Below are 23,833 nucleotides of genomic sequence, written 5' to 3' on the forward strand. Positions count from 1 at the left end.
CACCCGTCGGGGCAGGCCCTTCCCCTTGACGCCACCGGTCACCCGCCGGCCGTCTTCAGACTCCTCGCCGGACACCGCCCTATGGAAAAGCGCTCCGTCTTCAAGAGCACCTGGCTGCCAATCGTCTTCGCGCTGCCGCAGCTCACCCTGATTCTCCTGTTCTTCTACTGGCCTGTCGCGGCCGTGATGAACTGGGCTTTTACCCTGGAGCCGCCTTTTGGCGGAGCGGCCGAATTTGTCGGTCTGGACAATTTCCGCGAGGTCTTCCACGATCCCTTCTACTGGAATTCGGTGCTGGTCAGCATCATCTTCGCCGTCTGTGGCGCGCTCTCGGCCATCTTCATCGGGCTGGTACTGGCGCTGGCGGTAGACCGGCAGTTGCCGGGCTCCGGCTTCTTCCGCTTTCTCTATATCCTGCCTTTCGCCGTGGCTGGCCCTGCCGGCGGTATTGCCTTCCGCTTCATCCTCTCGCCCGAGCGCGGGCTGGCGGCGATCCTGAATTCGATCGAGCCTGATCTTTGGAACCCGGCGAAATATGGCAGCCATGCGCTCGCCTTCGTCATCATGATCTTCATCTGGAAATGGGCGGGCTACACCTTCATCTTTCTGCTGGCCGGTCTGCAGTCCGTGCCGCGCGCCCTTATCGAGGCCGCCGCCATGGACGGTTCCGGCCCGATCCGCCGGGCGATCGACATCCAGGTGCCGCTGCTGGCGCCGACGCTGTTCTTCCTGCTGGTGACCATGATGACCGAGGGCTTCGTCGGCTCGGACACCTTCGGCATGGTGCATGCAACCACCGCCGGCGGGCCAAACCGTGCCACCGAGGTCATGGTCTACCGCATCGTCGATGAAGCCTTTCACGGGCTCAACTATTCCGGCGCGTCCGCCCAGAGCATCGTGCTCATCGGCCTGATCATGGTTTTCACCTTCATCCAGTTCCGCTTCATCGAGCGGCGCGTCCATTACAAGTGAGGCGGCCATGATCCAGCGCACTCCCTTCGCCGATGCCCTCACCTATGGGCTGATGATCCTGGGCTTCCTCCTGCTGATCGGCCCCTTCGTCGTCGTGATTGCCGGCGCCAGCCAGTCCCTCCAGCAGGTCAATGCCGTGCCCTTTCGCTTCATGCCGGGCACGCATTTCCTCGAAAACGCCTCGGCCGCCTGGACGCGCGGCGATCTCGGCCATGCCATGGTCAACAGCCTGATCATGGCGACGCTCGTTACCGTTGGCAAAGTGGCGCTTTCGGCCTGCACGGCCTTCGCCATCGTGTTCTTCCGCTCGCCGCTCAAGCACCTGTTCTTCTGGACCGTCTTCATCACCTTGATGCTGCCGCTCGAAGTGCGCGTCGTGCCAACCTATGCGGTGGCAGCGGATATGTTCACGCCGTTCCGCCTGCTGATCCAGTTCCTCACCGGCATCGAGATCAAGGTGGAGTGGAACCTGCTCAATTCCTATGCCGGCCTCGTCCTGCCGCTGATCGCCACGGCTACCGGCACCTTTCTTTACCGGCAGTTCTTCATGACGCTGCCGGATGAACTGGCCGAGGCGGCGCGCATGGACGGCTCCGGTCCGGTGCGCTTCTTCTTCGACATGCTGGTGCCGCTCTCGCGCACCAATATCCTGGCGCTGACCACGATCATGTTCGTCTATGGCTGGAACCAGTATCTCTGGCCGCTGCTGATGGTCACCGACCCCTCCTACAAGACCATGATGATGCAGCTGCGCGCGTTGCTGCCGGCCGAAAACGGCATCCCCGACTGGAACGTCACACTGGCGGGCTCGCTGATCATCATGCTGCCGCCCGTCCTCGTCGTTGCCATCCTCCAGCGCTGGTTCGTGCGCGGCCTGGTCGCGAGCGAAAAATAATCCTCCCTTTCGACAAGCCCCCATCAGAAGGCCTCAACGACAATGGCTCAGATCGATATCCGCTCCGTGCGCAAGAGCTACGGCAAGACCCAGACCCTGCATGGTGTCGACCTCATCTTCCCGACCGGGGAGTTCGTCGTCATCCTCGGCCCCTCTGGCTGCGGCAAATCCACGCTTCTGCGCATGATTGCGGGATTGGAGGAGATCACGGCCGGCGAAATCGCCATCGGTGGGACGGTGGTCAACAGGCTGGAGCCGCGCGAGCGCGGTTGCGCCATGGTGTTCCAGAACTATGCGCTTTATCCGCATATGAGCGTGGCCGACAATATCGGCTATGCGCTGAAGGTCGCAGGCGTGCCGAAGGCCGAGCGCCGCCGACGGATCGAGGAGACCGCGTCGATCGTTGGCCTGAGCGACTATCTCGAGCGTAAGCCGGCCGCGCTGTCCGGCGGCCAGCGCCAGCGCGTGGCCATGGGCCGCGCCATGATCCGCGAGCCCAAGGTCTTCCTGTTCGACGAGCCGTTGTCGAACCTCGACGCCAAACTGCGCGTCTCCATGCGCGCTGAAATCCGCAAGCTGCACCAGCGGCTGAACGCCACGTCGGTCTTCGTCACCCATGACCAGGTGGAAGCAATGACGCTGGCCGACCGTTTGGTGGTCATGAACAAGGGCCAGGTCGAGCAAGTGGGCCAGCCGCTGGACATCTACCACCGCCCAGCTTCCACCTTCGTCGCCTCCTTCATCGGCTCCCCGGCGATGAACCTGATGGACAGCCGCATCGAAGGCGGCACGGTGCGCATCGGCGGCCATGCCGTGCGGCTTTCGCCTGCCGCCGCTTCTCTTGAAGGTCGAGAGATCACAGTTGGCATCCGGCCGGAGCAGGTTCGCCTATCCTCAAACGGCACCGGCGTGATGGCCGTGGCCGATTTTGTCGAGGAGCTGGGTTCCGGCCGCATCGTCCACGCCGCCATGGAGGGGCAGGCCTTCGCCGCTGCCATTGGCGAAGAGGTGCGTGTACAGCCCGGCCAGCCGATCGCTTTCGAGCTGCCCGCCGAGCACCTGCATCTCTTCGACCGCGAGAGTGGCCGCCGTATTGAGGTTGAGGGCCCAGCCGCATCGCCCGTGGCAGCGGTCCCGGCTCTCGCTCTGTCCTGAGATCGAAGACATTCACCGGACCGGTGCGCGAGAACCGCTGCCGGCCTCAACATCCTGAAAGAGGGTTTCATGACCGAGATCATTTCCGCCGTCGGCTTTTGCAATCATACGGGCAAGGGAGACCTGTCGACCCTCGAAGCGTCCCTGCGCATCGTCGCAGACACGGGCGCAGAGGCCTGCGAAGTCGGGATCTATGGCGAGGAAATCGTTTCCGGCGGCCGGATCATCGAAGAGCGCTTCGCCCGCACGGCGGCGATCCTGAGCAATTACCGCTTCAAGAAGCTGTCCTTCCACGGCCAGATCTGCTCGAACTTCATGGATGCAGCGAACCTGCACCTGCAGAAGAAGGTCGTGCGCGCCATGCTGGAACTCTGCAACCGTCTCGGTGCCGGCATCCTCGTTCATCATTCGGGCGCGGCCCAGCTCGGCGACGGCGTCACCGGCACAGATCTCGACAAGATGGAACGCGAGGCGCTGCATGAGATGGCAGACCTCGCCAAGACCTATGGCGTGCGCATGGTGCTGGAAAACATCTTCACCACCGAAAGCGGCCAGTATCGCCAGACGCCGTCGCAGGTCGCCGAAACCGTGCGCGCCGTCGGCCATGACAATCTCGCCGCGCTGATCGATTTCAGCCATGCCTATATCGAGTCGACCTTCAAGGGCCTTAATTTCCGCGACCAGCTGCGCGCCATGGCGCCCGTCACCGGCCATCTGCATGTGCATGATAGCTTCGGCCTGCCCTATACAATGGAGAAATTCTATCATCCGGCGGAAGCCACCGCGCTGGGGATCGGCGATCTGCACCTGCCGCTCGGCTGGGGCGACATTGCCTGGGAAGAGATCTTCTCCGAACTGACCTTCCTGCCGGACACCACGCTGATCATGGAGATCGGAGCCGAGCGCTTTGCCGCCGAGCAGCCGGCCTGCCTGGAGCGCGCGCACAAGCTCGCTGCCCTCGTCAACGAGCGCCGGAAGGCCGCCGCCTGAGGCCGCAAAACGCAAGCCCGGCGCGCGGGGCTCGCGTGCCGGGCTTTTCTGATTGAGACCGACAGTTCCTCATGCCGCCGTCTCGGCTATCGGACGCCTTCTCCGGCGTCACGCGCCTGGCTGTTTATCCCGACGTCGTATTTATCCATGAATCGGCTCACACTTTTCGCTCCGCTGCCCTAAGTGCTGGATAAACCGGATCGGCGCGCCAGCGCCCATTCTCAACCGAACGAGAACTTTGCGAGGCCTTGGCCCGTTCAGCCCTTCAAACATGTTGGCATGCGTTGACGCCAGCGGATGAGCCAGGGCCGTGACGCCCACCCTCTTCAGCCTGTCCCGCAACAGGATCGGAGGCCGGGCATCGCGAAGCCACAATCAGGACCCTTCATGCTGCTGACCTTTACCGACGTCTTCAAGCGCTACCAGACGGCCGAGGGTCCGCTAACGGTACTGGATGGTCTCAGCCTCTCTCTTGATGGCGGCGAGACCCTGGCGCTGACGGGAGAATCCGGCAGCGGCAAAAGCACGCTTCTGCATCTGGCGGCCGGACTGGACCAGGCGGATGCGGGTGCGGTGCGGATCGACGGCGTCGAGATCGGTGCGCTGAAGGATACCGGGCGGGCAGCGATGCGCCGCGAGGTTGTCGGCCTGATCTTCCAGCAGTTCAACCTGATCCCGTCGCTGACCGTCGGTGCCAATCTTGCCTTTCATGCCCGCCTCGCCGGCCGGCACGATGCCGCGTGGCAAGCAGATCTCGCGGCGCGTCTGGGGCTGGAGAACCTGCTGAACCGATATCCCGAACAGCTTTCTGGCGGCCAACAGCAGCGCGTGGCGATCGGCCGCACGCTGGGTGCTCGGCCGAAGCTGGTGCTGGCGGATGAGCCGACCGGCAATCTGGATGAGGCGACCGGGGATGGGGTGATCGCGCTGATGCTAAACCTCGTCCGCGAAACCGGCGCGGCGCTGCTGATGGTCACCCATTCGCAGCGGCTCGCCGAGCGGCTGGACCGGCGCATCCACCTTACGGGCGGGCGCATCCTGTGACGCTCACCGTCGCCCTCTCCGCGCTGTTGTCGCATTGGCGGCGCCGACCGGCGCAACTGGCGCTGCTGATCCTCGGCCTGTCGCTTGCCACCGCGCTCTGGTCCGGTGTGCAGGCGATCAATGCGGAAGCGCGCGCCAGCTACGACCGCGCCGCCGCCCTGCTGGGCCAGGACCGGCTGGCGCAGCTGGCGCGCCGTGATGGCGGCGCCATTGCGCAAACGGATTTCGTAGCCCTGTCGCGCGCCGGCTGGCTTGTCTCTCCGGTGCTCGAAGGCACGCTTCGGCTGGAGGGGAGCCGGCTGCGCCTGCTGGGTATAGAGCCTCTGAGCCTGCCGGCCCAGGCCGAAACGCTGGATCTCGGCAGGGGCGGCGGCGATCTCCTGCCGTTTATCACCCCGCCCGGTCTGCTCTATGCCGCGCCGGAGACGGTGAAGGCACTCGCGGCCGTTCCCGGTCTTCCGCCGCTGCGCGCATCGCCAAATCTCCTGCCCGGAACAGCCTTGACCGATATCGGCACGGCGCAAAGACTGCTTGGCCGCCCGGGCGAGATCAGCCGGCTGCTGGTTCTGCCGGAACAACCAATGGGACGGGCGAACCTCGAAAACGTCGCACCCGATCTGGCGCTGAAGGCACCGGAAGCCGGCGGCGATCTTTCGCGGCTGACGGATAGTTTCCATCTCAACCTCACGGCCTTCGGCTTCCTTGCCTTTGCCGTCGGCCTGTTCATCGTCTATTCGGCCATCGGGCTCGCCTTCGAGCAACGTCGTGTCACCTTCCGCACCCTGCGCGCATTGGGTCTATCGGCCCGCGCACTGACGGCGGCACTTCTTCTGGAGCTGATTGTTTTTGCGCTCGCGGCCGGGCTTATCGGCGTGGCGCTCGGCTATCTCGTCGGCGCCGCTCTGCTTCCCGGCGTGTCCGCCACGCTGGAAGGCCTCTATGGGGCGAGCGTTCCGGGCACGCTGTCGCTGCGGCCGCAATGGTGGGTGTCAGGCCTTGCCATCGCCCTCATCGGCACGCTGGCCGCAGCAATGCAGAGCCTCTGGCGCGTCTGGCATCTGCCGCTGTTGGCACCGGGAAGTCCACGTGCTTGGGCCCGTGCCTCGGAGCACGCGCTCATCGGTCAAGCCGCTGCCGGCCTCGGGCTGCTTATCTTGAGCATCGGTCTCGGCCTCTGGGGCTCGGGGCTGATTGCAGGGTTCACAGTCCTCGGCGCGCTTCTGTTCGGTGCGGCTCTCTTACTGCCAGTTCTTCTCGCGCTCGTGTTGGCCGGCTTGCAGCGACTCGTGCGCCGGCCAGTTGCCGAATGGTTCCTGGCCGATTCCCGCCAGCAACTGCCCGGGCTGTCGCTGGCGCTGATGGCGCTTCTGCTGGCGCTCTCGGCCAATATCGGGGTCGGCACCATGGTGTCGAGCTTTCGCCTGACCTTCACCGGCTGGCTGGACCAGCGCCTTGCATCTGAGCTCTATGTCACAGCCCGGAACCCCGCAGAGGCAGAGCGTCTAACCACCTTTCTCCAGGGCAAGGTCGATGCGATCCTGCCGATCTGGCATATCGAAGGTTCGCTGGAGGGGGCACCGGGCGCGGTCTATGGCGCGGCCGATCACGCGACCTATCGGGATCACTGGCCGCTGCTTGCAGCCCTGCCGGATAGCTGGGACCGCGTGGCGACGGGCCGCGCGGCGATGATCAACGAGCAGCTGGCGCGCCGAGCCCGTCTGAAGCCCGGCGGCAGCCTGACGCTCCCCGGCGGATGGCAGGTCGAGATCGCCGGCATCTATTCCGATTATGGCAATCCCGAAGGGCAAGCGATCGTCAACAGCGGCGCCCTGGTGGCGCACTATCCCACGGTAGAGCGACTGCGCTTCGGCCTGCGCCTCGCGCCGGGCGGGGTGCCCGCACTGATGGCCGAGATCGCCGACCAGCTCAAGCTTCCCGCGGACAATATGGTCGATCAGGCAACGATCAAGCGCCGTTCGCTCGATGTGTTCGAACAGACCTTCACCGTCACCGCCGCGCTCAACGTCCTGACTCTTGGCGTGGCGGGGCTGGCGATGGTTGCCAGCCTAACGACGCTGTCGGCTATGCGCCTGCCGCAACTTGCTCCCGTCTGGGCCATGGGCCTGACACGGCGCCGGCTGGTGCGGCTGGAGCTAGCCCGCACGCTGATGCTCGCCGCGCTGACCTTCCTCGCCGCTCTGCCCGTTGGCCTTGCGCTTGCCTATGTCCTGCTCGCCATCATCAATGTCGAAGCCTTTGGCTGGCGCCTGCCGATGCACATCTTTCCCGCCGATTGGCTGCGCCTCGGCCTTCTCGCTTTGCTGGCGGCGCTTCTGTCGGCGCTGATCCCGCTGCGGCGGTTGGCACGCCTGGCGCCAGCCGATCTTCTCAAGGTTTTCGCCCATGAACGATGAACCACACGGCCAAAGCCAAGAGGGAATGCCAACCCACCGACATCAGACACCGCATCGGTCGCTCTTCAGCATCAGGCGATACCAGTCCGGACACATGCGTCACAGGCTGGCAAGCCTGCTCTGCTGCATGCTGGCCGCTGTCATTGGGATGAGCCAGCCCGCGGCGTCCCAGGGCTTTGCCGGACTTGGCACGACGGCCAAAGGCTTTGCCATGCCCAGGACGGGCTATGCCTTCACCTTTCCTGCCGACCACGGACCCCATCCGCATTTTCGCATCGAATGGTGGTATCTTACCGCCAACCTCAAGGGCGCGGACGGTAAGGCTTACGGAGTGCAGTGGACGCTGTTTCGCAGCGCGCTCGCGCCTGGGGACCAACCTGGCTGGCAGAGCCCGCAAGTCTGGCTCGGCCATGCCGCCATCACCACGCCCACCGCGCAGCATGTCGCGGAGCGCTTGGCGCGGGGTGGCATCGGGCAGGCCGGCGTCTCGCCAGCCCCTTTCGCCGCCTGGATCGACGATTGGGCCATGCGCCGGCCGGACATGTCCGCCACGGGCGGCGATGCGCTCGATGACCTCAACCTTTCAGCCAGCGGCACGGACTTTCGCTACAGCCTGGCGCTGAAGGCGCGCGGTCCGCTGGTGCTTCAGGGGCAAGGCGGCTATTCGGTCAAATCGGCGGCAGGACAGGCGAGCTTCTATTACTCCCAGCCCTTCTATACGGTAACCGGACGGCTTGACCTGCCGGGCGGCGCAGTCGATGTCACCGGCCAGGCATGGCTGGATCGTGAATGGTCTTCCCAGCCTCTGGCTGCCGACCAAAGCGGCTGGGACTGGTTTTCGTTGCATTTCGACACGGGCGAAAAGCTGATGGGCTTTCGCCTGCGCGACAAAGGCGCCGGCTTCACCTCCGCCACCTGGATCGCCGCCAATGGTCAGCCGGAACCGCTGCCTCCCGGCGCCCTGACGCTGACGCCAGGGCGCAAGGCGCGCGTCGCCGACCGTGATATTCCTGTTGAATGGCGACTGGAACTGCCGTCCAAAGGCATCGACATCTCTACCAAGCCCTTGAACCCGCAAGCCTGGATGGCAACGCGCACGCCCTATTGGGAGGGGCCGATCCGCTTCTCCGGCAGCCGAAGCGGGCAAGGCTATCTCGAAATGACCGGCTATTGAGCGGTTCATCGTGTCATGGCTTGGCACGAACCGCCGCCCGATGATCTGGCGGCATCGCCTGAACGGCTAAATTCGTGGTTTGCCTCTGATGCACCGCTCCACATCGATTGATCAAAGGCTCGCGGACATCTCGTCGGCCCCCAGTTTCGGCAGCCGGCTTTGCGAGAAATAAGCGAAGCGGGCGGCTGGAAGCGGGCCAGCGGTCATCAGGGTGAAGTCGAAGGGCGCGCGGCGATCGGCAGCCAGGACATATTGCCGATGAACACGCAGGAAATTTAGCCGGATGCGACGATAGCGCTCCGCTTTCAGCATTTGCTTCAAACGAATGAACACGAAGCGCGGCTGCGGCGCGTCGCGATGGCCGCAGAGTGCGACCGGCGGGGCGCGGTAGAAGTGGATCGCATCCGTCAGACATTGCACTTCGAACCAGACGAGACCGGGTTGCGCAGCTACGCGGCCGACATGGGCGCGGAGGCGGCCGGCCGGGCGCAACAAGGCGCATTGCAGCAGCGCGCCGCCGAGACCGGCAAAGACGACCTGCCGTCCGGCAAGGATCTGTGGCTCGCGCTCCAGAAGCGTGCCGAGCACATGCACCGCGAGGCTAGCACCCATGCTGTGGGCGCTGACCACCACTTCGTCGCTCGCCGTTTGCAGGGCCGCGCGCGCCGCCGCCACGCGGCTCTCGAGCCAATGATCGACGACGGGATCGTCGAGTGCCGAGACAGCCACGGCCATCCGCCAATCGGCCAGGAGATGCAGCACATGCAAACGGGCGGAGAGGATTGGAAACAGCCGGGCGAATGCAATGGCGGCAAGCGGCAGCGTGACGATCAGCGTCCAGATGCCAAAGCCGAACATGAGCGGCAGGCAGGCAAGTCCGACCGTCAGCGCAAGCGCCAGACCGATGAAAAGGAATGGAAACAGGAAGAAGAGGCCGAAACGCCAGGCATTGCGGAAATAGGCGACCACGCCTCCCTGATAGACCACGCGACAGCCGGCGCGAAAACCGGCCAGGAGGCGCATCACGAGCCCGCCCTTGCTGAAATGACGCACCAGAGCATCGTGCTCGAAAAGATGGATGCGGCTCTGCACCTCCTGATTGGCTGCCTGACAGCAGACATCGAAGAAGGCAACGTCGGTCTCGCCCTCCCCCGGCTGAAGCGGGCCAGCCTTGACATGCAGATCCCAGACCGAAACGCTTTGCGCGGCGGTGCGTGCGTAGCGCGTGCGATGGGCCGCCGCATCCAGCGGCTCGAAGCCGGGAAAGTGCAGCACAGTGCGCCGGCGCACCAGGGCCGGTGGCGCATTGGCCGAGGGATCGCCCTTCATGCTCAAGACCCTGTCTGGTGCGGCTTGATCATCGCGCATGGTCCAATCGCCTCGTCATCGCCGTCCTTTGTCAGTCCGCGGCTACCGGCTGCGCATCGACACGCAGGCTCCGCGCTTTTCGTCAGTTAAAGCCAACGCTCAGGCCTGGCATATGGCGAGAAATTGCGCAGCCAGCGCATAGGCAGGAATGTGGCGGGTGAAGGACGAGCACATGGTTTTGCAGGCAATTAATTAAAAAAGCGCCACCGAATGAACGGCATTGGTCAAAATGCCCTAACAGAGAGGTAGACGCATAGGCCGCCCTTGACGCCGGCCCTCCTGTCGGGATCGAGGCTAAAAGCGTCTTTGGTCGAACGAGACCGGGCTCAGCCTTTGTGCGGCGATGGCGTGAGCGGCAGGAGGCTGGAGAGCAGAAGCTCGATATGCGCCTCTATAAAGGCATCGAGATCGGCGCTCTTGCGATCGTCATAGATCAGATGTTCGATCGTGCGCAGCAGCGCCGGACTGATCAGGATTTCCGGCATGTCGCAGAGGGGCGTGGGGCGAAAGGCGCCGCAGGCGACGCCCTCGCGGATCAGCTCGCCCGCTGCCTCGAACATCGGCTTCATGAATTCCTCTTCCTGCCGATCCACCAGATGCGGAAAGCGCGCGCCTTCGGACACGACGAAGCGCAGCAGCTCGCGGCTGATCCTGTTGTTGACCAGACGGGCGTAGACATAGCGGACGAAAGCTTCGATGCGACCGGGATAGGGGCCGTCCAGTCCTCGAATATAGTCGCGCGCATCGGCGAGCGGCGCGGAGATGTGGCGCATCATTTCGCCGAACAGCACCTCTTTGTTTTCGAAATAGACATAGACCGTGCCTTTGGTCACCCCGACGCGCTTGGCGATGTCTTCCACACGCGTCGCCGTATAGCCCTTGGCGGAAAACTCCTCGAAGGCTGCCTCCAAGATCTCCAGAGGTCGCGCCGCCTTCTTCTGTGCGCGCGGGCCTTGCGGCTCCTTTTCGACCATTCTTTGTGCCTTTCCAGCCGTCCGGCCAGCCCGTGCTATCGATCTTCAAACGTAACTGAAACGAACATATCGCTGCCGCTCCGGATGCAAATGGCCTGCCAGCGAAAGCCGCAGGGCAATCCGGTTGTGATCCCGAGGATCGGGGATATGCCCGCCATTCTCGCGTGGCCAAGGCATCATGACGCACCTCGTCATGCTCTTCGCAGGTCGCGCCGATCACCCGTTTGCGCTTCCCTTAACCACGGCATCCACACCCATGTTGCACCGCGATTATTTCATTGACTAAGTGGTCAGTCAATTCTATTCAGCAATAGTGAGGTCCCCCAATAACCGAGGCCGATATGGGACAAAGCCCGAAATTTCTCCTGCCGGCGGGGCTGGCGCTGCTGGCCGGCATAGCCCTCTCCGCCTGCAGCCAGCCTGACGACAACAAAACGGTCGAGCAGCGCACTGTCGAGATCACCGAGACGGCACTTGCCGATTACGCACCGACCACGGCCGTAACGGGCGAGATCAAGGCGCGCATCCAGTCCGAATTGTCTTTCCGCGTCAGCGGCCGCATCACCGAACGGCTTGTCGATGTCGGCTCGAAGGTGACGAAGGGCGAGGTTCTGGCCCGGATCGATCCACGCGAACAGACGGCCGATGTCGATGTTGCGCAGGCGAGCCTTCAGGCAGCGGATGCGCAGCTGACTCAGGCGCAGCTCGACTTCAACCGCCAGAAGAACCTCTTCACCAGCGGCGTGACGTCGCGCGCGCGGCTCGACCAGGCGCAGGAAGCGCTGCTGGTGGCACAGGCCACGGTGGAATCGGCGCGGACTCAACTCGATGTCGCGCGCGATGCGCAGTCCTATACCGAACTGAAGGCCGATGCCGATGGCGTGATTACCGCGCGCAATGCCGAGGTCGGCCAGGTGGCCCAGGCGGCGCAGTCGATTTTCACGCTGGCGCATGATGGTCCCCGCGATGCGGTGTTCAACGTCTTCGAGTCGCTGTTCCTGCAGAAGCCGGATGACGCCGTTGCCGTCAGCCTCCTGTCGGATCCCACGCTCAAGGTGATGGCGCCGGTGCGCGAAATTTCTCCTACCATCGATTCCGCAACGGGCACCATCCGCGTCAAGGTAGGTCTCGACACGGCCGGCCGGGAGCTGCCCTTGGGCGCACCGGTGGTCGGCACCTTCACCGGGCAGAAGCGGCAGGCCATTCTCCTGCCATGGAACGCCATCGCGTCGGATGGCGGCGCACCCGCGGTCTGGGTGGTCGATCCCAAAACCTCCGTCGTGTCGATGAAGCGGATCGAGGTCGCGGAATATGAGACCGGACGTTTCGCCGTATCCTCGGGCCTGGCGCCGAAGGAGCAGGTCGTCGTCGATGGCGCAAAGTTCCTGCTGCCGGGCAAGACCGTGAGCGTTTCCAAGGAGGTGAGCCCGTGAACCGCAGGTTACTCGCCGCACTCGCGGCTGCGCCCCTGATCCTGTCGGGATGCGAAGACAAGAAGGAAACGGCGGCTGCCGAGCCCGTGCGCCCTCTGATTTCCCAGGTCGTCGCGCCTCGGGCCGCGACGACGCTTCGGCTTGCCGGCGTCGTGGAGCCGCGTGTCAGCACCGATCTCGGCTTCCGCGTTCTTGGCCGAGTGATTGCCCGGGAGGTCAGCGTCGGCGATCTCGTCACCCGGGGCCAGGTCGTTGCCGCCGTCGATCCGCTCGCGCTGGAACTGGCAGTGCGCAGCAGTCAGGCGGAAATCGCCAATGCCCAAGCCCAGCTCGCCAATGCCGCGACCACGGCGGCGCGCCAGCGCACGCTGGCCGAAAGCAAGAGCGACAGCGAAGCATCGTTGGAAACCGCCGAGCAGGCGGAAAAGACCGCCCGCGCCACCGTGGCCAAGGCCGAAGCCAATCTGGCCAAGGCACGCGAACAGCTGAGCTATGCTCAGATCCATGCGGAATTCGATGGCGTGGTGACGGCCACATCCGCCGAAGTCGGGCAGGTCGTTTCCCCCGGGCAGACGGTGCTGACCATTGCCCGGCCCGATCTGCGCGATGCCGTGGTCGATCTGCCGGAAACCGCCATGCGGGGCTTGAAAATCGGCTCACCCTTCGAGGTGATGCTGCAGCTGGACGCCAGCGTGCGCGTTTCTGGAACCGTGCGCGAAATCGCGCCGGAGGCCGATTCGACCACGCGGACCCAGCGCGTCAAGATTGCGCTCAACAACCCGCCCGACGCCTTCCGCCTCGGCTCCATCGTGACCGTGAGCTCCACCACGGATGCCTCCCCCACCATCGTCGTGCCGATGAGCGCGATCCTGACCCGCGACGGCGCCAGCGCCGTCTGGCTGGTGGATGAGGACAAGGAGACGGTCAGCCTGAAGCCGGTGACACTCGCGCAGGCCGATGGCGATGGCGTCGTCGTGTCGCAGGGCCTTGCCGCCGGCAACCGCATCGCGCTGGCCGGCGTGCATCAGTTGAAAGAAGGCCAGAAGGTCAAGATCACCAGGGAGATGGCTCCGTGAAGAAGTTCAACCTCTCGGATTGGGCGCTCGAACACCGCTCGCTCGTCTGGTATTTCATGATCGTCTTCATGATCGCCGGTGTCTTTTCCTATATCGGCCTCGGGCGCGAGGAAGACCCGAATTTCACCATCAAGACCATGGTGATCCAGGCGCAATGGCCGGGGGCCTCGGCCGAGGAAGTGACCAAGCAGGTCACGGATCGGATCGAAAAGAAGCTCGAAGAGCTGGAGTCGCTCGACCATACCCGCAGCCTGACGACATCGGGCCAGACGATCATCTTCGTCGATCTTCTGCCCACCACCAAGGCACGCGATGTGGCACCGACCTGGCTGCGCATCCGCAACATGATCGCCGATATCAAGGGTCAGTTTCCGTCCGGCGTCGTCGGTCCCTTCTTCAACGATCGTTTCGGCGACGTCTTCGGCAATATCTACGCCTTCACCAGCGACGGCCTCAGCCAGCGCCAGCTGCGCGACCGGGTGGAAGAAGCCCGCTCCAAGATTCTGACGGTCGAGAATGTCGGCAAGGTCGACATCATCGGCGCGCAGGACGAGGTCATCTATCTGGAATTCTCCACCCGCAAGATCGCCGCCCTTGGCATCGACCGGCAAAGCCTGATCTCGACGCTGCAGTCGCAGAACGCGGTGACGTCCTCCGGCTTCGTGGAGGCCGGACCCGAACGCGTGGCGCTGCGCGTCTCAGGCCAGTTCACCTCGGAGGAAAGCCTGCGCGCCATCAATCTGCGCGTCGGTAATCGCTTCTTCCCCTTGAGCGATGTCGCCACCATCCGGCGCGGCTATGTCGATCCGCCCTCCTCGCTGTTCCGTTTCAACGGCTTGCCCGCCATCGGCCTGGCCATCGGCATGAAGGACGGCGCCAACCTGCTGGATTTCGGCAAGGCTCTGGACGCTGAGATGGACCGGGTGACCGCCGAAATGCCGATCGGGGTGACGATCAGCCGTGTGTCCGATCAGCCGGCCGTGGTGGAAGAGGCCGTCTCCGGCTTCACCCGCGCGCTGTTCGAGGCGATCGCCATCGTGCTGGCCATCAGCTTCATCTCGCTTGGCATGCGCGCTGGTCTGGTGGTGGCGATCTCCATTCCCCTCGTACTGGCCATCACCTTCCTGGTCATGGCCTATAGTGGGGTTTCGCTGCAGCGCATCTCACTCGGCGCGCTGATCATCGCGCTCGGCCTACTGGTCGATGACGCCATGATCGCCGTGGAAATGATGGTGGCACGGCTGGAAATGGGCGACGACCTGCGCAAGGCGGCGACCTATGTCTACACCTCGACTGCCTTCCCTATGCTGACCGGCACGCTGGTGACCGTCGCCGGATTCATTCCGATCGGCCTGAATTCGAGTGCGGCGGGTGAGTTCACCTTCACGCTCTTCGTCGTCATCGCCGTGTCGCTGGTGGTCTCCTGGATCGTGGCCGTGCTGTTCACGCCGCTGCTCGGCGTGACGCTGCTGCCCAAGAGCATGAAGAAGCATCACGAACACAAGGGCTTCTTCGCCAGGCTGTTCGCCGGCGCACTCAATGCCGCCTTGCGACTGCGCTGGATCACCATCCTCCTGACCATCGTCGCCTTCGGCACATCGATCTATGGCATGCGCTTTGTCCAGCAGCAGTTCTTCCCCAATTCCGACCGCGTGGAACTCGTGGTCGACTGGAATCTGCCGCAGAATGGCTCGATCGGCGAAACGGACAGGCAGATGGCACAGTTCGAGCGGGAAATGCTGCAGGGCAATCCCGGCATCGACCACTGGTCGACCTATGTCGGACAGGGCGCGCCACGCTTCCTTCTGTCCTTCGACGTGCAGCCCTCCGATGTCACCTTCGGCCAGACGGTGATCGTCACCAAGGGCGTGGCCGAACGCGACAGGCTGCGCACCGAGCTGCAGGCCTATCTCACCCGCACCTTCCCGGGCACAGACGCCTTCGTGAAGCTTCTGGACATCGGCCCGCCCGTCGGCAAGCCCGTGCAGTACCGCGTCAGCGGGCCGCAAATCCAGACCGTGCGCAAGCTGGCTCAATCGCTTGGCGTCATCGTCGGCGCCGATCCGCGCCTGACCGCCATGACCTTCGACTGGAACGAGCCGGCCCGCGTGGTGCGCGTCGACGTGTTGCAGGACAAGGCCCGTCAGCTCGGCGTCTCCTCGCAGGATATCGCCACGGCGCTGAACGGCATCGTGGAGGGAGCGAGCGCCACGCAGGTGCGCGACGACATCTATCTCGTCGATGTCATCGGCCGGGCGCAGGCGCAGGAGCGCGGCTCCATCGACACGCTGCAGAGCCTGCAGCTGCCGAGTTCGAGCGGCAAGTCGGTGCCGCTGTCTGCCATCGCCACCTTCCGCTACGAGCTGGAACAGCCCGTCATCTGGCGTCGCTCCCGCCAGCCGACGATCACCATCAAGGCAGGCGTAATCGGTGCAACCCAGCCGGCGACTATCGTCCAGGCCCTGGCGCCTCAAGTCGCCGAATTCGCCAAGTCCCTGCCGGCCGGCTACAAGGTGATCGCGGGCGGCGCGGTCGAGGAAAGCGCGAAGGCGCAGGGCCCGATCGCTGCCGTGGCGCCCATGATGCTGTTCATCATGGCGACGATCCTGATGATCCAGCTGCAGAGCTTCCACCGCCTGTTCCTGGTCTTCGCCGTGGCGCCCACGGCCTTGATCGGGGTGGTCATCGCGCTTCTCACCAGCAACGCGCCGCTCGGCTTTGTCGCCATCCTCGGCGTGCTCGCGCTGATCGGCATCCTGATCCGCAACTCGGTCATTCTCGTCGTGCAGATCGAGGATCTCCGGCGCGAAGGCGTGCCGCCCTGGAAGGCGGTGATCGAGGCGACAGAGCACCGCATGCGCCCGATCATGCTGACGGCCGCCGCCGCCACGCTCGCGCTCATCCCGATCTCGCGCGAAATCTTCTGGAGTCCGATGGCCTATGCCATGATGGGTGGCATCGTCGTCGGCACAGTCTTGACGCTGCTGTTCCTGCCGGCGCTCTACGTCACCTGGTTCCGCATCCGTCCGGATACGCCGGCCGATACGCCGCGGACCAGCGCCGAGCCGGAGCACGCGCCGGCGGCCGGTTGATCGAAACGCCCACCACCTTCGCCCTTCGCCAGCCTGCTGGCGGAGGGCTTTGTCGTTTTGGCATCGGCGCAGAAGCCAGCTTCGCTGTGCTATCCAAAAGATGTCCACGCCGTCGTCTCCTCAACGCGTGACTACGCACCCTCACGATCAGTTGATCTTGTCGGTCGAAGACATACGCAACCTTCTGTAATTGCTTTGTCTTTTTCATTTGACAGATTTGGCCGAACCTGTTGGCTCAGGCTTTTCAGATTTCCAAACCTAACCAAGCCCATCTCCCGACCTAAACTTCCTCCCTTGCACGCGGCGGTAACGGCCTCGGCGTGGGACCAATCAAACCCAGGGAGGGGCGGATGAGCGATTTCGGTCGAACCGGATGCAGCCAGTCGGATGTAACCCGGCGCACAGTGCTCAAGACCACGGCGGCCGCCTCCGTCGTGCTGGCGGGCGGGCGGCAGACGCATGCGGCGCAAACGCCCGCGACAGGACAGCAAGGAGGCACCGTGACATCGACAGTCACATTCACAGTCAATGGCGAGACAAACAGGCTGGAGCTGGATTCGCGCACGACGCTGCTCGACGCGCTGCGCGAGCATCTGCATCTGACCGGCACGAAGAAGGGATGCGATCACGGCCAGTGCGGCGCCTGCACTGTGCTGGTCGAAGGTCGGCGGATCAATAGCTGCCTGTCGCTCGCCCTCATGCATGAAGGCGAGAGCGTAACCACCATCGAGGGCCTGGGCAGCCCGGATGCCCTGCATCCGATGCAGGCGGCCTTCGTGGCTCATGACGGCTATCAATGCGGCTATTGCACGCCGGGGCAAATCTGTTCCGCCGTGGCGGTGCTGGAGGAAATCGCTGCCGATATCCCGAGCCACGTCACGACCGATCTGACCGCGCCCGCGCAGCTGAGCGAGATGGAAATCCGCGAACGCATGAGCGGCAATATCTGTCGATGCGGTGCCTATTCCAACATCGTCGAGGCCATGACCGAAGTGGCCGGGAGGCGCGCATGAAGCCCTTTACCTATGAGCGCGCCAAAAGCCCGGCGGAAGCCGCCAGCCGCGCGGCGGCCGTCAATAATGCCCGGTTTATCGCCGGCGGGACGAACCTTCTCGATCTCATGAAACTCGAAATCGAGACGCCGGCCCATCTGATCGACGTCAACGGTCTCGGCCTCGACACGATCGAACCGACGGAGGCTGGCGGCCTGCGCATCGGCGCACTGGTGCGCAATACAGACCTTGCGGCCGACCCGCGCGTACGACGTGATTACGCAGTTCTCTCGCGTGCCCTGCTCGCCGGTGCCTCTGGTCAGCTGCGCAACAAGGCGACGACGGCGGGCAACCTGCTGCAGCGCACCCGCTGTCCGTATTTTTACGATCCGGCCCAGCCTTGCAATAAGCGCCAGCCTGGCTCCGGCTGCTCTGCCATCGGTGGCTTTTCCCGCCAGCTCGGGGTGATCGGCGTCAGCGAGGCCTGCATCGCCACCCACCCGAGCGACATGGCGGTGGCCATGCGCGCGCTCGATGCCGCGGTCGAAACCGTCAAGCCGGACGGGCAGACGCGGACCATTCCGATTGCCGATTTTCATCGTCTTCCTGAAGATCGCCCAGAAATCGACACCACGCTGGACCATGGCGAATTCATCACCGCCGTCACGCTTCCGCCGCCGGTCGGGGGTCAGCAAGTCTATCGCAAAGTGCGCGACCGCGCCTCCTATGCCTTCGCCATCGTCTCCGTCGCCGCCATCGTCCAACCGGACGGGACCGGCCGTGTGGCGCTGGGCGGCGTGGCGCACAAGCCCTGGCGGGTGGAAAAGGCTGAGGCCGAACTGCCCCGTGGCGCGAAGGCGACAACCGCCGCCCTGCTCGATGGCGCCAAGCCCACCGAGGAAAATGCCTTCAAGCTGACGCTGGTCGAACGCACGCTGTCTGCCGTGCTGATGGATGCGAGGGGATGAGACCATGAAATTCGACAGCCCCGCAACCACCAATCCGATCGACCAGCTCAACGTCGTCGGCAAGCCGCTCGACCGGATCGACGGGCCCTTGAAGGTCTCCGGCCGTGCGACCTATGCCTATGAATGGCACGATCCCGCCATCAAGCCTGCCTATGGCGTGATCATCCATGCAACGATCCCCAAGGGCCGCATCCGGCGGATGGATGCGTCTGCCGCCAGCCGTGCGCCGGGGGTTCTGACCGTGGTCACGCCGGAGAGCCTGCCAAAGCTGATCGGCAAGCTGGAAAAGGGCAAGTTCAACACGGCGACGCTGATGGGCGGCCCCGAGATCGATCATTACCACCAGGCTATCGGCCTCGTGGTGGCGACGAGCTTCGAAGCGGCCCGTGCCGCCGCCAATCTCGTGACCATCGAGTACGAGGAAAAGCCCGGCAATTTTGCGCTGGATAAGCTGATCGATGCCGCCGGCCTACCCAAGGACGGCGAGCCGGACTCCGGCGTCGGCGATTTCGAGGCCGCATTCGCTCAGGCGCCCGTGACGCTTGACCAGCGCTACAAGACTCCGGATCACTCCCACGCGATGATGGAACCGCATGCGACGCTCGCCGTGTGGGATGCGGACGGGCTGACAGTCTGGACCTCCAACCAGATGGTTGCCTGGGGCCGGTCGGATCTCGCAAAGACGCTCAACCTGCCGGAGGAGAAGGTGCATCTGATGTCGCCCTTCGTCGGCGGCGGATTTGGCGGCAAGCTCTTTCTGCGGGCGGATGTGGTCATGGCCGCACTCGGCGCCAAGGCGACGGGTCAGCCGGTCAAGGTCGCGCTTGCCCGGCCGATGCTGATGAACAACACCACCCACCGTCCGGCAACGCTCCAGCGGATCCGCATCGGCGCGACCCGCGAGGGCAAGATCACCGCCATCGGCCATGAGAGCTGGTCAGGCGATCTGCCGGGCGGCGGCCCGGAACTGGCGGTGCAGCAGACCCGCCTGCTCTATGCCGGCGAAAACCGGATGACGCGCACACGGCTCGCCGTGCTCGACCTGCCCGAGGGCAATGCCATGCGCGCACCGGGCGAAGCACCCGGCCTGATGGCGCTGGAAATCGCCATAGACGAGATGGCCGAAAAGCTCGGCATGGATCCGATTGCCTTCCGCATTCTCAACGACACCCAGGTCGACCCGGAAAAGCCGGAGCGTCCCTTCTCCCAGCGTGCCTTTGCCGAGGTGTTCCGCATCGGCGCCGAGCGTTTCGGCTGGGACAAGCGCCAGGCCCGGCCGGGGCAGCTGCGCGACGGTCGCTTCCTCATCGGCCATGGCGTTGCAGCAGCCTTCCGCAACAATATGGTCACGAAATCAGGTGCCCGCGTGCGGCTCGGCAAGGACGGTATCGTCACCGTCGAAACCGACATGACGGATATCGGCACCGGCAGCTACACGATCCTTGCCCAGACGGCGGCAGAAATGATGGGCCTGCCGATCGAACGCGTGGCCGTGCATCTCGGCGATTCCCGCTTCCCCGTCTCCGCCGGCTCCGGCGGGCAATGGGGCGCCAACAACTCCACTGCCGGCGTCTATGCTGCCTGCGTCAAGCTGCGCGAGGCCGTCGCCAAGCGGCTGGGCATCAATGCAGCCGATGTCAGCTTCGCCAATGGTGAAGTACGGTCCGGCGGACGCGCCCTATCTTTGACCGAGGCTGCGAAGGATGGAGAGCTGGTTGCGGAAGATTCGATCGAATATGGCGACCTCGACAAGACGCACCAGCAATCGACCTTCGGCGCGCATTTCATCGAGGTGGGCGTGGATGCGGCGACGGCCGAAGTGCGCATCCGCCGGATGCTGGCCGTCTGCGCAGCCGGACGCATCCTGAACCCGAAGACGGCACGCAGCCAGGTGATCGGCGCCATGACCATGGGCGCGGGCGCGGCGCTGATGGAGGAGCTGGCGGTCGACACCAGACGCGGCTTCTTCGTCAATCATGATCTCGCAACCTATGAGGTGCCGGTTCATGCCGACATTCCGCATCAGGAGGTCATTTTCCTAGATGAAACCGACCCGATGTCCTCGCCGATGAAGGCCAAGGGGGTCGGCGAGCTCGGCCTCTGCGGCGTTGCCGCCGCGATCGCAAACGCCGTCTACAATGCGACCGGCGTGCGCGTGCGCGACTATCCCGTCACGCTCGACAAGCTGATCGACCGGCTGCCGGACGTGGCCTGACGGATCGATCAGACTCTGCCGTCCGTCTCCAGCGACGGACGGCAACCATCAGATTAGCTCTCCCGCCTCGACCCGGCCGCCACGCAGACGCTCGGCATCGCGCAGGGGCGGAGCGCCGAACAGGCGCGCATATTCACGGCTGAATTGCGACGGGCTCTCATAGCCGACGGCATAGGCGACGCGTGTGGCATCGCCACTTGCCGTCAACATTCGCCGGGCCGCCTGCAGCCGCAGAGCCTTTTGATATTGCAGCGGGCTCATCGCGGTGACCGCCTTGAAATGACGGTGGAAGGTCGGCACGCTCATGCCGGCGATGTCGGCGAGCGTCTCCGTACGCAAGGTCTCGTCATAATGATCGCGGATCCACAGAAGAGCACGGCGCACCTGCGCCAGTCGGCTGTCTTCGCGCGCCACCTGCCGGAGCATCGGCCCATGCGCTCCCTGTAGAAATTGATAGAGCACTTCACGCTCGCGCGACTGGGCGAGGAAGGCGATATCGCCCGGCCGGTCCAGGAGCGCCAGCAGATGATCCCAGGCCTCCAGAAGCTCGGTCGTGACAGGCGCCACGCCGAAGCCCGCCGCCGGCATCGCCTCCGGTGCGGGCGGCAGATCGGCCAGAAGTTCGCTCAGCAGATCCCGGTCCAGCGCCAGGCTGGCAACGATGTATGGATCATCCGCGCAGGCCTCGATGATGCAGCCCGTAGCCGGCAGGTCGAGCGAGGCGATGAAACAGCTGGCAGGATCATAGCGCAGCACCCGGTCGCCGATCGTCACCTCCTTGACGCCGCGCAGGACGAGGCAGGCCATGGGCTCATAGAGCGTCATCACCGATTGATGGCTTTGCCGGGCGATGGCGAGCCCCACATGCGGCAAAGGCGTGTTGAGCCGTGTTCCATCCGTATGGCGCATCACGCGCTGACACATGCGGTCGAGAAGATCTTGCATGGCGCCAAGATCGCGCCTCGTCGCGCCAAGTGCAAGAGGATTGATAGGATCAGGCAAGGGAACGAGGCAATCGGGCAGGTAATTCGCAGCAAAATCGACAAAATCAGGCAAGCGAGACCACAGGGTCTCACCAACGGAAAGGCAAAACCATGACGACTTTTGGTGCGACATCAACGACGGACAACGTGCTTGCCGGCAAGGATCTCCACGGCAAGCGCGTGCTCGTCACCGGCACCTCCGCCGGCCTTGGCATCGAGACCGCGCGCGCCCTTGCAGCCCGTGGGGCCGAGGTGGTGGGTGCGGCGCGCGATCTTGCCAAGGCGGAAAGTGCGACGGCCAGCGTGCGCGACGCAGCGCAATCGGGCGGTGGCAGCTTCTCGCTCACCCAACTCGATCTCGCTTCGTTGGCGAGCGCACGGGCATGTGCCGACCGGCTGCTGGCCGACGGCCGCCCCTTCGACGTCATCATCGCCAATGCGGGCGTGATGGCGCCGCCCTTCGGACGCACGGCGGATGGTTTCGAAACCCAGTTCGGCACCAATCATCTGGGCCATTTTGTGTTGATCAACCGCATTGCCGGCCTGCTTGGCACAGGCGGCCGGCTGGTCAACCTCGCTTCCGCCGGGCATCGCTTCGCCGATGTCGATCTCGACGATCCGAATTTCGAGACGGGCGCCTATGATCCCTGGGTCGGCTATGGCCGTTCCAAGACGGCCAACGTGCTGTTCGCCGTCGAATTCGACCGGCGTCACCGCGCGCGCGGCGTGCGGGCAGCCGCCGTTCATCCCGGCGGCATCCGCACCGAACTCATGCGCCATATGAGTGCGGCCGATGAAGACGCTCTGATCGGCTCGATCAACGCCGCCCATGCCGCCGCCGGCCTGCCACCCTTCGTCTTCAAGTCGATCCCCGAGGGTGCGGCGACATCCGTCTGGGCGGCGGTCGTCGCCGAGGCGGATCATGTCGGTGGCCGCTATTGCGAGGATTGCCATGTGGCCGAGGTTCAGGACGGCGAAGGCATTCGCGGCGGCGTGCGCCCTTATGCCATCGATCCCGAGCGGGCAAAGGCACTTTGGGCCAAGAGCGAAGCGCTGGTCGGCGAGCAGTTCTGACCGGTGATCACACCCGGGGCGGCCGCGCAAGCGGCCGACCTGCAAGCGCTTGCACCAAACGATGTGCCCAGCCGTCGCTCGGGCCAAAGCCTTTGAGGCACGCTCCGGGCCTTTGCGCCGCAACGGTCCTGCGGATCGGCTGCGGATATCGCGTTGCCCAGGAGCGCCCCGACCTGGGACGCCGCCTTGCGGGGAACATCCGCCCTCTCCTGCCGTTTGCACCGCGATGCACTCGAGAACAGGAGCGGATGGATGCAGCGTTTCAGCGGCAAGGTGGCGATCGTGACGGGGGCAGGCTCCGGCATCGGCAAGGCGACGGCCGAACGCTTTTTGCAAGAGGGCGCCAAGGTCGTGCTCGTCGGCCGCCGCCGGGAAAAGCTTGCATCGGCGGCGGCCTCTCGCGAGGATCAGGCGCTCGTCATCGAAGCGGACGTCTCCGACGAGGCCGAGATCAAGGACGTGGTCGCCCGAACCATCGAGCGCTTTGGCCAGCTCGACATTCTGGTCAACAATGCCGGCGTTGCCGTCGAAGGCGATGTCGCCTCCCTTACCACCGATGACTGGCGCAAGGTGATGGCCACCGATCTCGACGGCGTCTTCTTCGCCAGCCGCGCCGCGATCCCGCATCTGAAGACCACGCGCGGCGTGATCGTCAATGTCGCTTCGGTTTCCGGCACCGGCGGGGATTGGGGCATGGCGGCTTACAATGCGGCCAAGGGCGGCGTCGTCAACCTGACGCGCGCCATGGCCATGGACCACGGCAAGGACGGCATCCGCGTGAACGCCGTCTGCCCGAGCCTGACGCGCACCGACATGACCGAGGACATGATGGCCAACGAAGCCTTGCTGGCCAAATTCAACGAGCGCTTCGCCTTGGAGGGTCCAGGCGAGCCGGAGGATGTCGCGGCCGTGATCGCTTTTCTGGCGAGTGACGATGCCCGCTTCGTTACCGGTGTCAATCTGCCCGTCGATGGCGGCATGTCCGCCTCAAACGGCCAGCCTCCACAATAGGCA

Annotated in this window: 18 protein-coding genes; 15 read left to right on the forward strand and 3 right to left on the reverse strand. The window is 64.5% G+C overall.

Annotated elements, in window-relative coordinates; translation table 11 throughout:
• Positions 1-81: 81 nt before the first annotated feature.
• The 7 genes from BMX61_RS19515 to BMX61_RS19545 all read left to right on the forward strand — a co-directional run bounded on the left by BMX61_RS19515 (position 82) and on the right by BMX61_RS19545 (position 8,644).
• Positions 82-972: a carbohydrate ABC transporter permease gene (locus BMX61_RS19515; RefSeq protein ID WP_075629624.1), complete on the forward strand. Its 891-nt coding sequence runs from the start codon at positions 82-84 to the stop codon at positions 970-972.
• Between the two features lie 7 nt (positions 973-979).
• The gene (locus BMX61_RS19520; protein WP_075629625.1) at positions 980-1,867 is read left to right on the forward strand and encodes an ABC transporter permease subunit; all 888 of its coding nucleotides are present in this window, start codon (positions 980-982) and stop codon (positions 1,865-1,867) included.
• Between the two features lie 42 nt (positions 1,868-1,909).
• Positions 1,910-3,022 carry a sn-glycerol-3-phosphate import ATP-binding protein UgpC gene (locus tag BMX61_RS19525; RefSeq protein WP_075629626.1) on the forward strand — a complete coding sequence of 371 codons (1,113 nt, stop codon included), beginning with the start codon at positions 1,910-1,912 and terminating at the stop codon, positions 3,020-3,022.
• A gap of 69 nt (positions 3,023-3,091) precedes the next feature.
• Positions 3,092-4,012: a sugar phosphate isomerase/epimerase family protein gene (locus BMX61_RS19530; RefSeq protein WP_075629627.1), complete on the forward strand. Its 921-nt coding sequence runs from the start codon at positions 3,092-3,094 to the stop codon at positions 4,010-4,012.
• Positions 4,013-4,399: 387 nt separating this feature from the next.
• A complete protein-coding gene (locus tag BMX61_RS19535; protein ID WP_075629628.1) occupies positions 4,400-5,056 on the forward strand; it encodes an ABC transporter ATP-binding protein in 657 nt (218 codons plus the stop codon).
• Complete coding sequence (locus BMX61_RS19540) at positions 5,053-7,470, forward strand: ABC transporter permease (protein ID WP_075629629.1); 2,418 nt, start codon at positions 5,053-5,055, stop codon at positions 7,468-7,470. The genes BMX61_RS19535 and BMX61_RS19540 overlap by 4 nt, the downstream gene beginning before the upstream one ends.
• A 94-nt stretch (positions 7,471-7,564) precedes the next feature.
• Positions 7,565-8,644: a lipocalin-like domain-containing protein gene (locus tag BMX61_RS19545; RefSeq protein WP_075629630.1), complete on the forward strand. Its 1,080-nt coding sequence runs from the start codon at positions 7,565-7,567 to the stop codon at positions 8,642-8,644.
• A gap of 111 nt (positions 8,645-8,755) precedes the next feature.
• Here the strand turns inward: BMX61_RS19545 and BMX61_RS19550 are convergent, their stop codons facing one another.
• Positions 8,756-10,012, reverse strand: coding sequence for a hypothetical protein (locus BMX61_RS19550; protein ID WP_234794751.1), 1,257 nt, complete (start codon positions 10,010-10,012; stop codon positions 8,756-8,758).
• Positions 10,013-10,338: 326 nt separating this feature from the next.
• Complete coding sequence (locus BMX61_RS19555; protein WP_075629631.1) at positions 10,339-10,986, reverse strand: TetR/AcrR family transcriptional regulator; 648 nt, start codon at positions 10,984-10,986, stop codon at positions 10,339-10,341.
• 341 nt (positions 10,987-11,327) lie between these two features.
• On the opposite strand from BMX61_RS19555, the gene BMX61_RS19560 reads away from it, so the two are divergent.
• The 6 genes from BMX61_RS19560 (at position 11,328) to paoC (ending at position 20,762) form a co-directional block, all read left to right on the forward strand.
• Positions 11,328-12,419 carry an efflux RND transporter periplasmic adaptor subunit gene (locus tag BMX61_RS19560; protein WP_075629632.1) on the forward strand — a complete coding sequence of 364 codons (1,092 nt, stop codon included), beginning with the start codon at positions 11,328-11,330 and terminating at the stop codon, positions 12,417-12,419.
• Positions 12,416-13,495: an efflux RND transporter periplasmic adaptor subunit gene (locus BMX61_RS19565; protein WP_075629633.1), complete on the forward strand. Its 1,080-nt coding sequence runs from the start codon at positions 12,416-12,418 to the stop codon at positions 13,493-13,495. The genes BMX61_RS19560 and BMX61_RS19565 overlap by 4 nt, the downstream gene beginning before the upstream one ends.
• The gene (locus tag BMX61_RS19570) at positions 13,492-16,587 is read left to right on the forward strand and encodes an efflux RND transporter permease subunit (RefSeq protein WP_075629634.1); all 3,096 of its coding nucleotides are present in this window, start codon (positions 13,492-13,494) and stop codon (positions 16,585-16,587) included. Before BMX61_RS19565 ends, BMX61_RS19570 begins: the two co-directional genes overlap by 4 nt.
• A gap of 350 nt (positions 16,588-16,937) precedes the next feature.
• Entirely contained in the window at positions 16,938-17,600 is a 663-nt protein-coding gene (gene paoA / locus BMX61_RS19575) for an aldehyde dehydrogenase iron-sulfur subunit PaoA (RefSeq protein ID WP_075629635.1), read from the forward strand.
• On the forward strand, positions 17,597-18,547 hold the full coding sequence (locus tag BMX61_RS19580; protein WP_075629636.1) for an FAD binding domain-containing protein: 951 nt from the start codon (positions 17,597-17,599) through the stop codon (positions 18,545-18,547). Before paoA ends, BMX61_RS19580 begins: the two co-directional genes overlap by 4 nt.
• A gap of 4 nt (positions 18,548-18,551) precedes the next feature.
• Entirely contained in the window at positions 18,552-20,762 is a 2,211-nt protein-coding gene (gene paoC, locus BMX61_RS19585) for an aldehyde oxidoreductase molybdenum-binding subunit PaoC (RefSeq protein WP_075629637.1), read from the forward strand.
• Positions 20,763-20,810: 48 nt separating this feature from the next.
• Here the strand turns inward: paoC and BMX61_RS19590 are convergent, their stop codons facing one another.
• The gene (locus BMX61_RS19590) at positions 20,811-21,707 is read right to left on the reverse strand and encodes an AraC family transcriptional regulator (protein ID WP_075629638.1); all 897 of its coding nucleotides are present in this window, start codon (positions 21,705-21,707) and stop codon (positions 20,811-20,813) included.
• 149 nt (positions 21,708-21,856) lie between these two features.
• Between BMX61_RS19590 and BMX61_RS19595 the strand changes: the two genes are divergently transcribed.
• Positions 21,857-22,819: an SDR family NAD(P)-dependent oxidoreductase gene (locus BMX61_RS19595; RefSeq protein WP_075629639.1), complete on the forward strand. Its 963-nt coding sequence runs from the start codon at positions 21,857-21,859 to the stop codon at positions 22,817-22,819.
• A gap of 252 nt (positions 22,820-23,071) precedes the next feature.
• On the forward strand, positions 23,072-23,830 hold the full coding sequence (locus tag BMX61_RS19600) for a meso-2,3-butanediol dehydrogenase (RefSeq protein WP_075629640.1): 759 nt from the start codon (positions 23,072-23,074) through the stop codon (positions 23,828-23,830).
• Positions 23,831-23,833 lie beyond the last annotated feature (3 nt).

This window comes from Xaviernesmea oryzae (genome assembly GCF_900109605.1).
GTDB classification, from domain to species: Bacteria; Pseudomonadota; Alphaproteobacteria; order Rhizobiales; family Rhizobiaceae; genus Xaviernesmea; species Xaviernesmea oryzae.

Excerpts from the sequence above, each read along its gene's own strand:
- BMX61_RS19515 (WP_075629624.1), top strand. The coding sequence starts at position 82 with ATGGAAAAGCGCTCCGTCTTCAAGAGCACCTGGCTGCCAATCGTCTTC.
- BMX61_RS19520 (WP_075629625.1), top strand. The coding sequence starts at position 980 with ATGATCCAGCGCACTCCCTTCGCCGATGCCCTCACCTATGGGCTGATG.
- BMX61_RS19525 (WP_075629626.1), top strand. The coding sequence starts at position 1,910 with ATGGCTCAGATCGATATCCGCTCCGTGCGCAAGAGCTACGGCAAGACC.
- BMX61_RS19530 (WP_075629627.1), top strand. The coding sequence starts at position 3,092 with ATGACCGAGATCATTTCCGCCGTCGGCTTTTGCAATCATACGGGCAAG.
- BMX61_RS19535 (WP_075629628.1), top strand. The coding sequence starts at position 4,400 with ATGCTGCTGACCTTTACCGACGTCTTCAAGCGCTACCAGACGGCCGAG.
- BMX61_RS19545 (WP_075629630.1), top strand. The coding sequence starts at position 7,565 with ATGCGTCACAGGCTGGCAAGCCTGCTCTGCTGCATGCTGGCCGCTGTC.
- BMX61_RS19550 (WP_234794751.1), bottom strand. The coding sequence starts at position 10,012 with ATGCGCGATGATCAAGCCGCACCAGACAGGGTCTTGAGCATGAAGGGC.
- BMX61_RS19555 (WP_075629631.1), bottom strand. The coding sequence starts at position 10,986 with ATGGTCGAAAAGGAGCCGCAAGGCCCGCGCGCACAGAAGAAGGCGGCG.
- BMX61_RS19560 (WP_075629632.1), top strand. The coding sequence starts at position 11,328 with ATGGGACAAAGCCCGAAATTTCTCCTGCCGGCGGGGCTGGCGCTGCTG.
- paoA (WP_075629635.1), top strand. The coding sequence starts at position 16,938 with ATGAGCGATTTCGGTCGAACCGGATGCAGCCAGTCGGATGTAACCCGG.
- BMX61_RS19580 (WP_075629636.1), top strand. The coding sequence starts at position 17,597 with ATGAAGCCCTTTACCTATGAGCGCGCCAAAAGCCCGGCGGAAGCCGCC.
- paoC (WP_075629637.1), top strand. The coding sequence starts at position 18,552 with ATGAAATTCGACAGCCCCGCAACCACCAATCCGATCGACCAGCTCAAC.
- BMX61_RS19590 (WP_075629638.1), bottom strand. The coding sequence starts at position 21,707 with ATGCAAGATCTTCTCGACCGCATGTGTCAGCGCGTGATGCGCCATACG.
- BMX61_RS19595 (WP_075629639.1), top strand. The coding sequence starts at position 21,857 with ATGACGACTTTTGGTGCGACATCAACGACGGACAACGTGCTTGCCGGC.
- BMX61_RS19600 (WP_075629640.1), top strand. The coding sequence starts at position 23,072 with ATGCAGCGTTTCAGCGGCAAGGTGGCGATCGTGACGGGGGCAGGCTCC.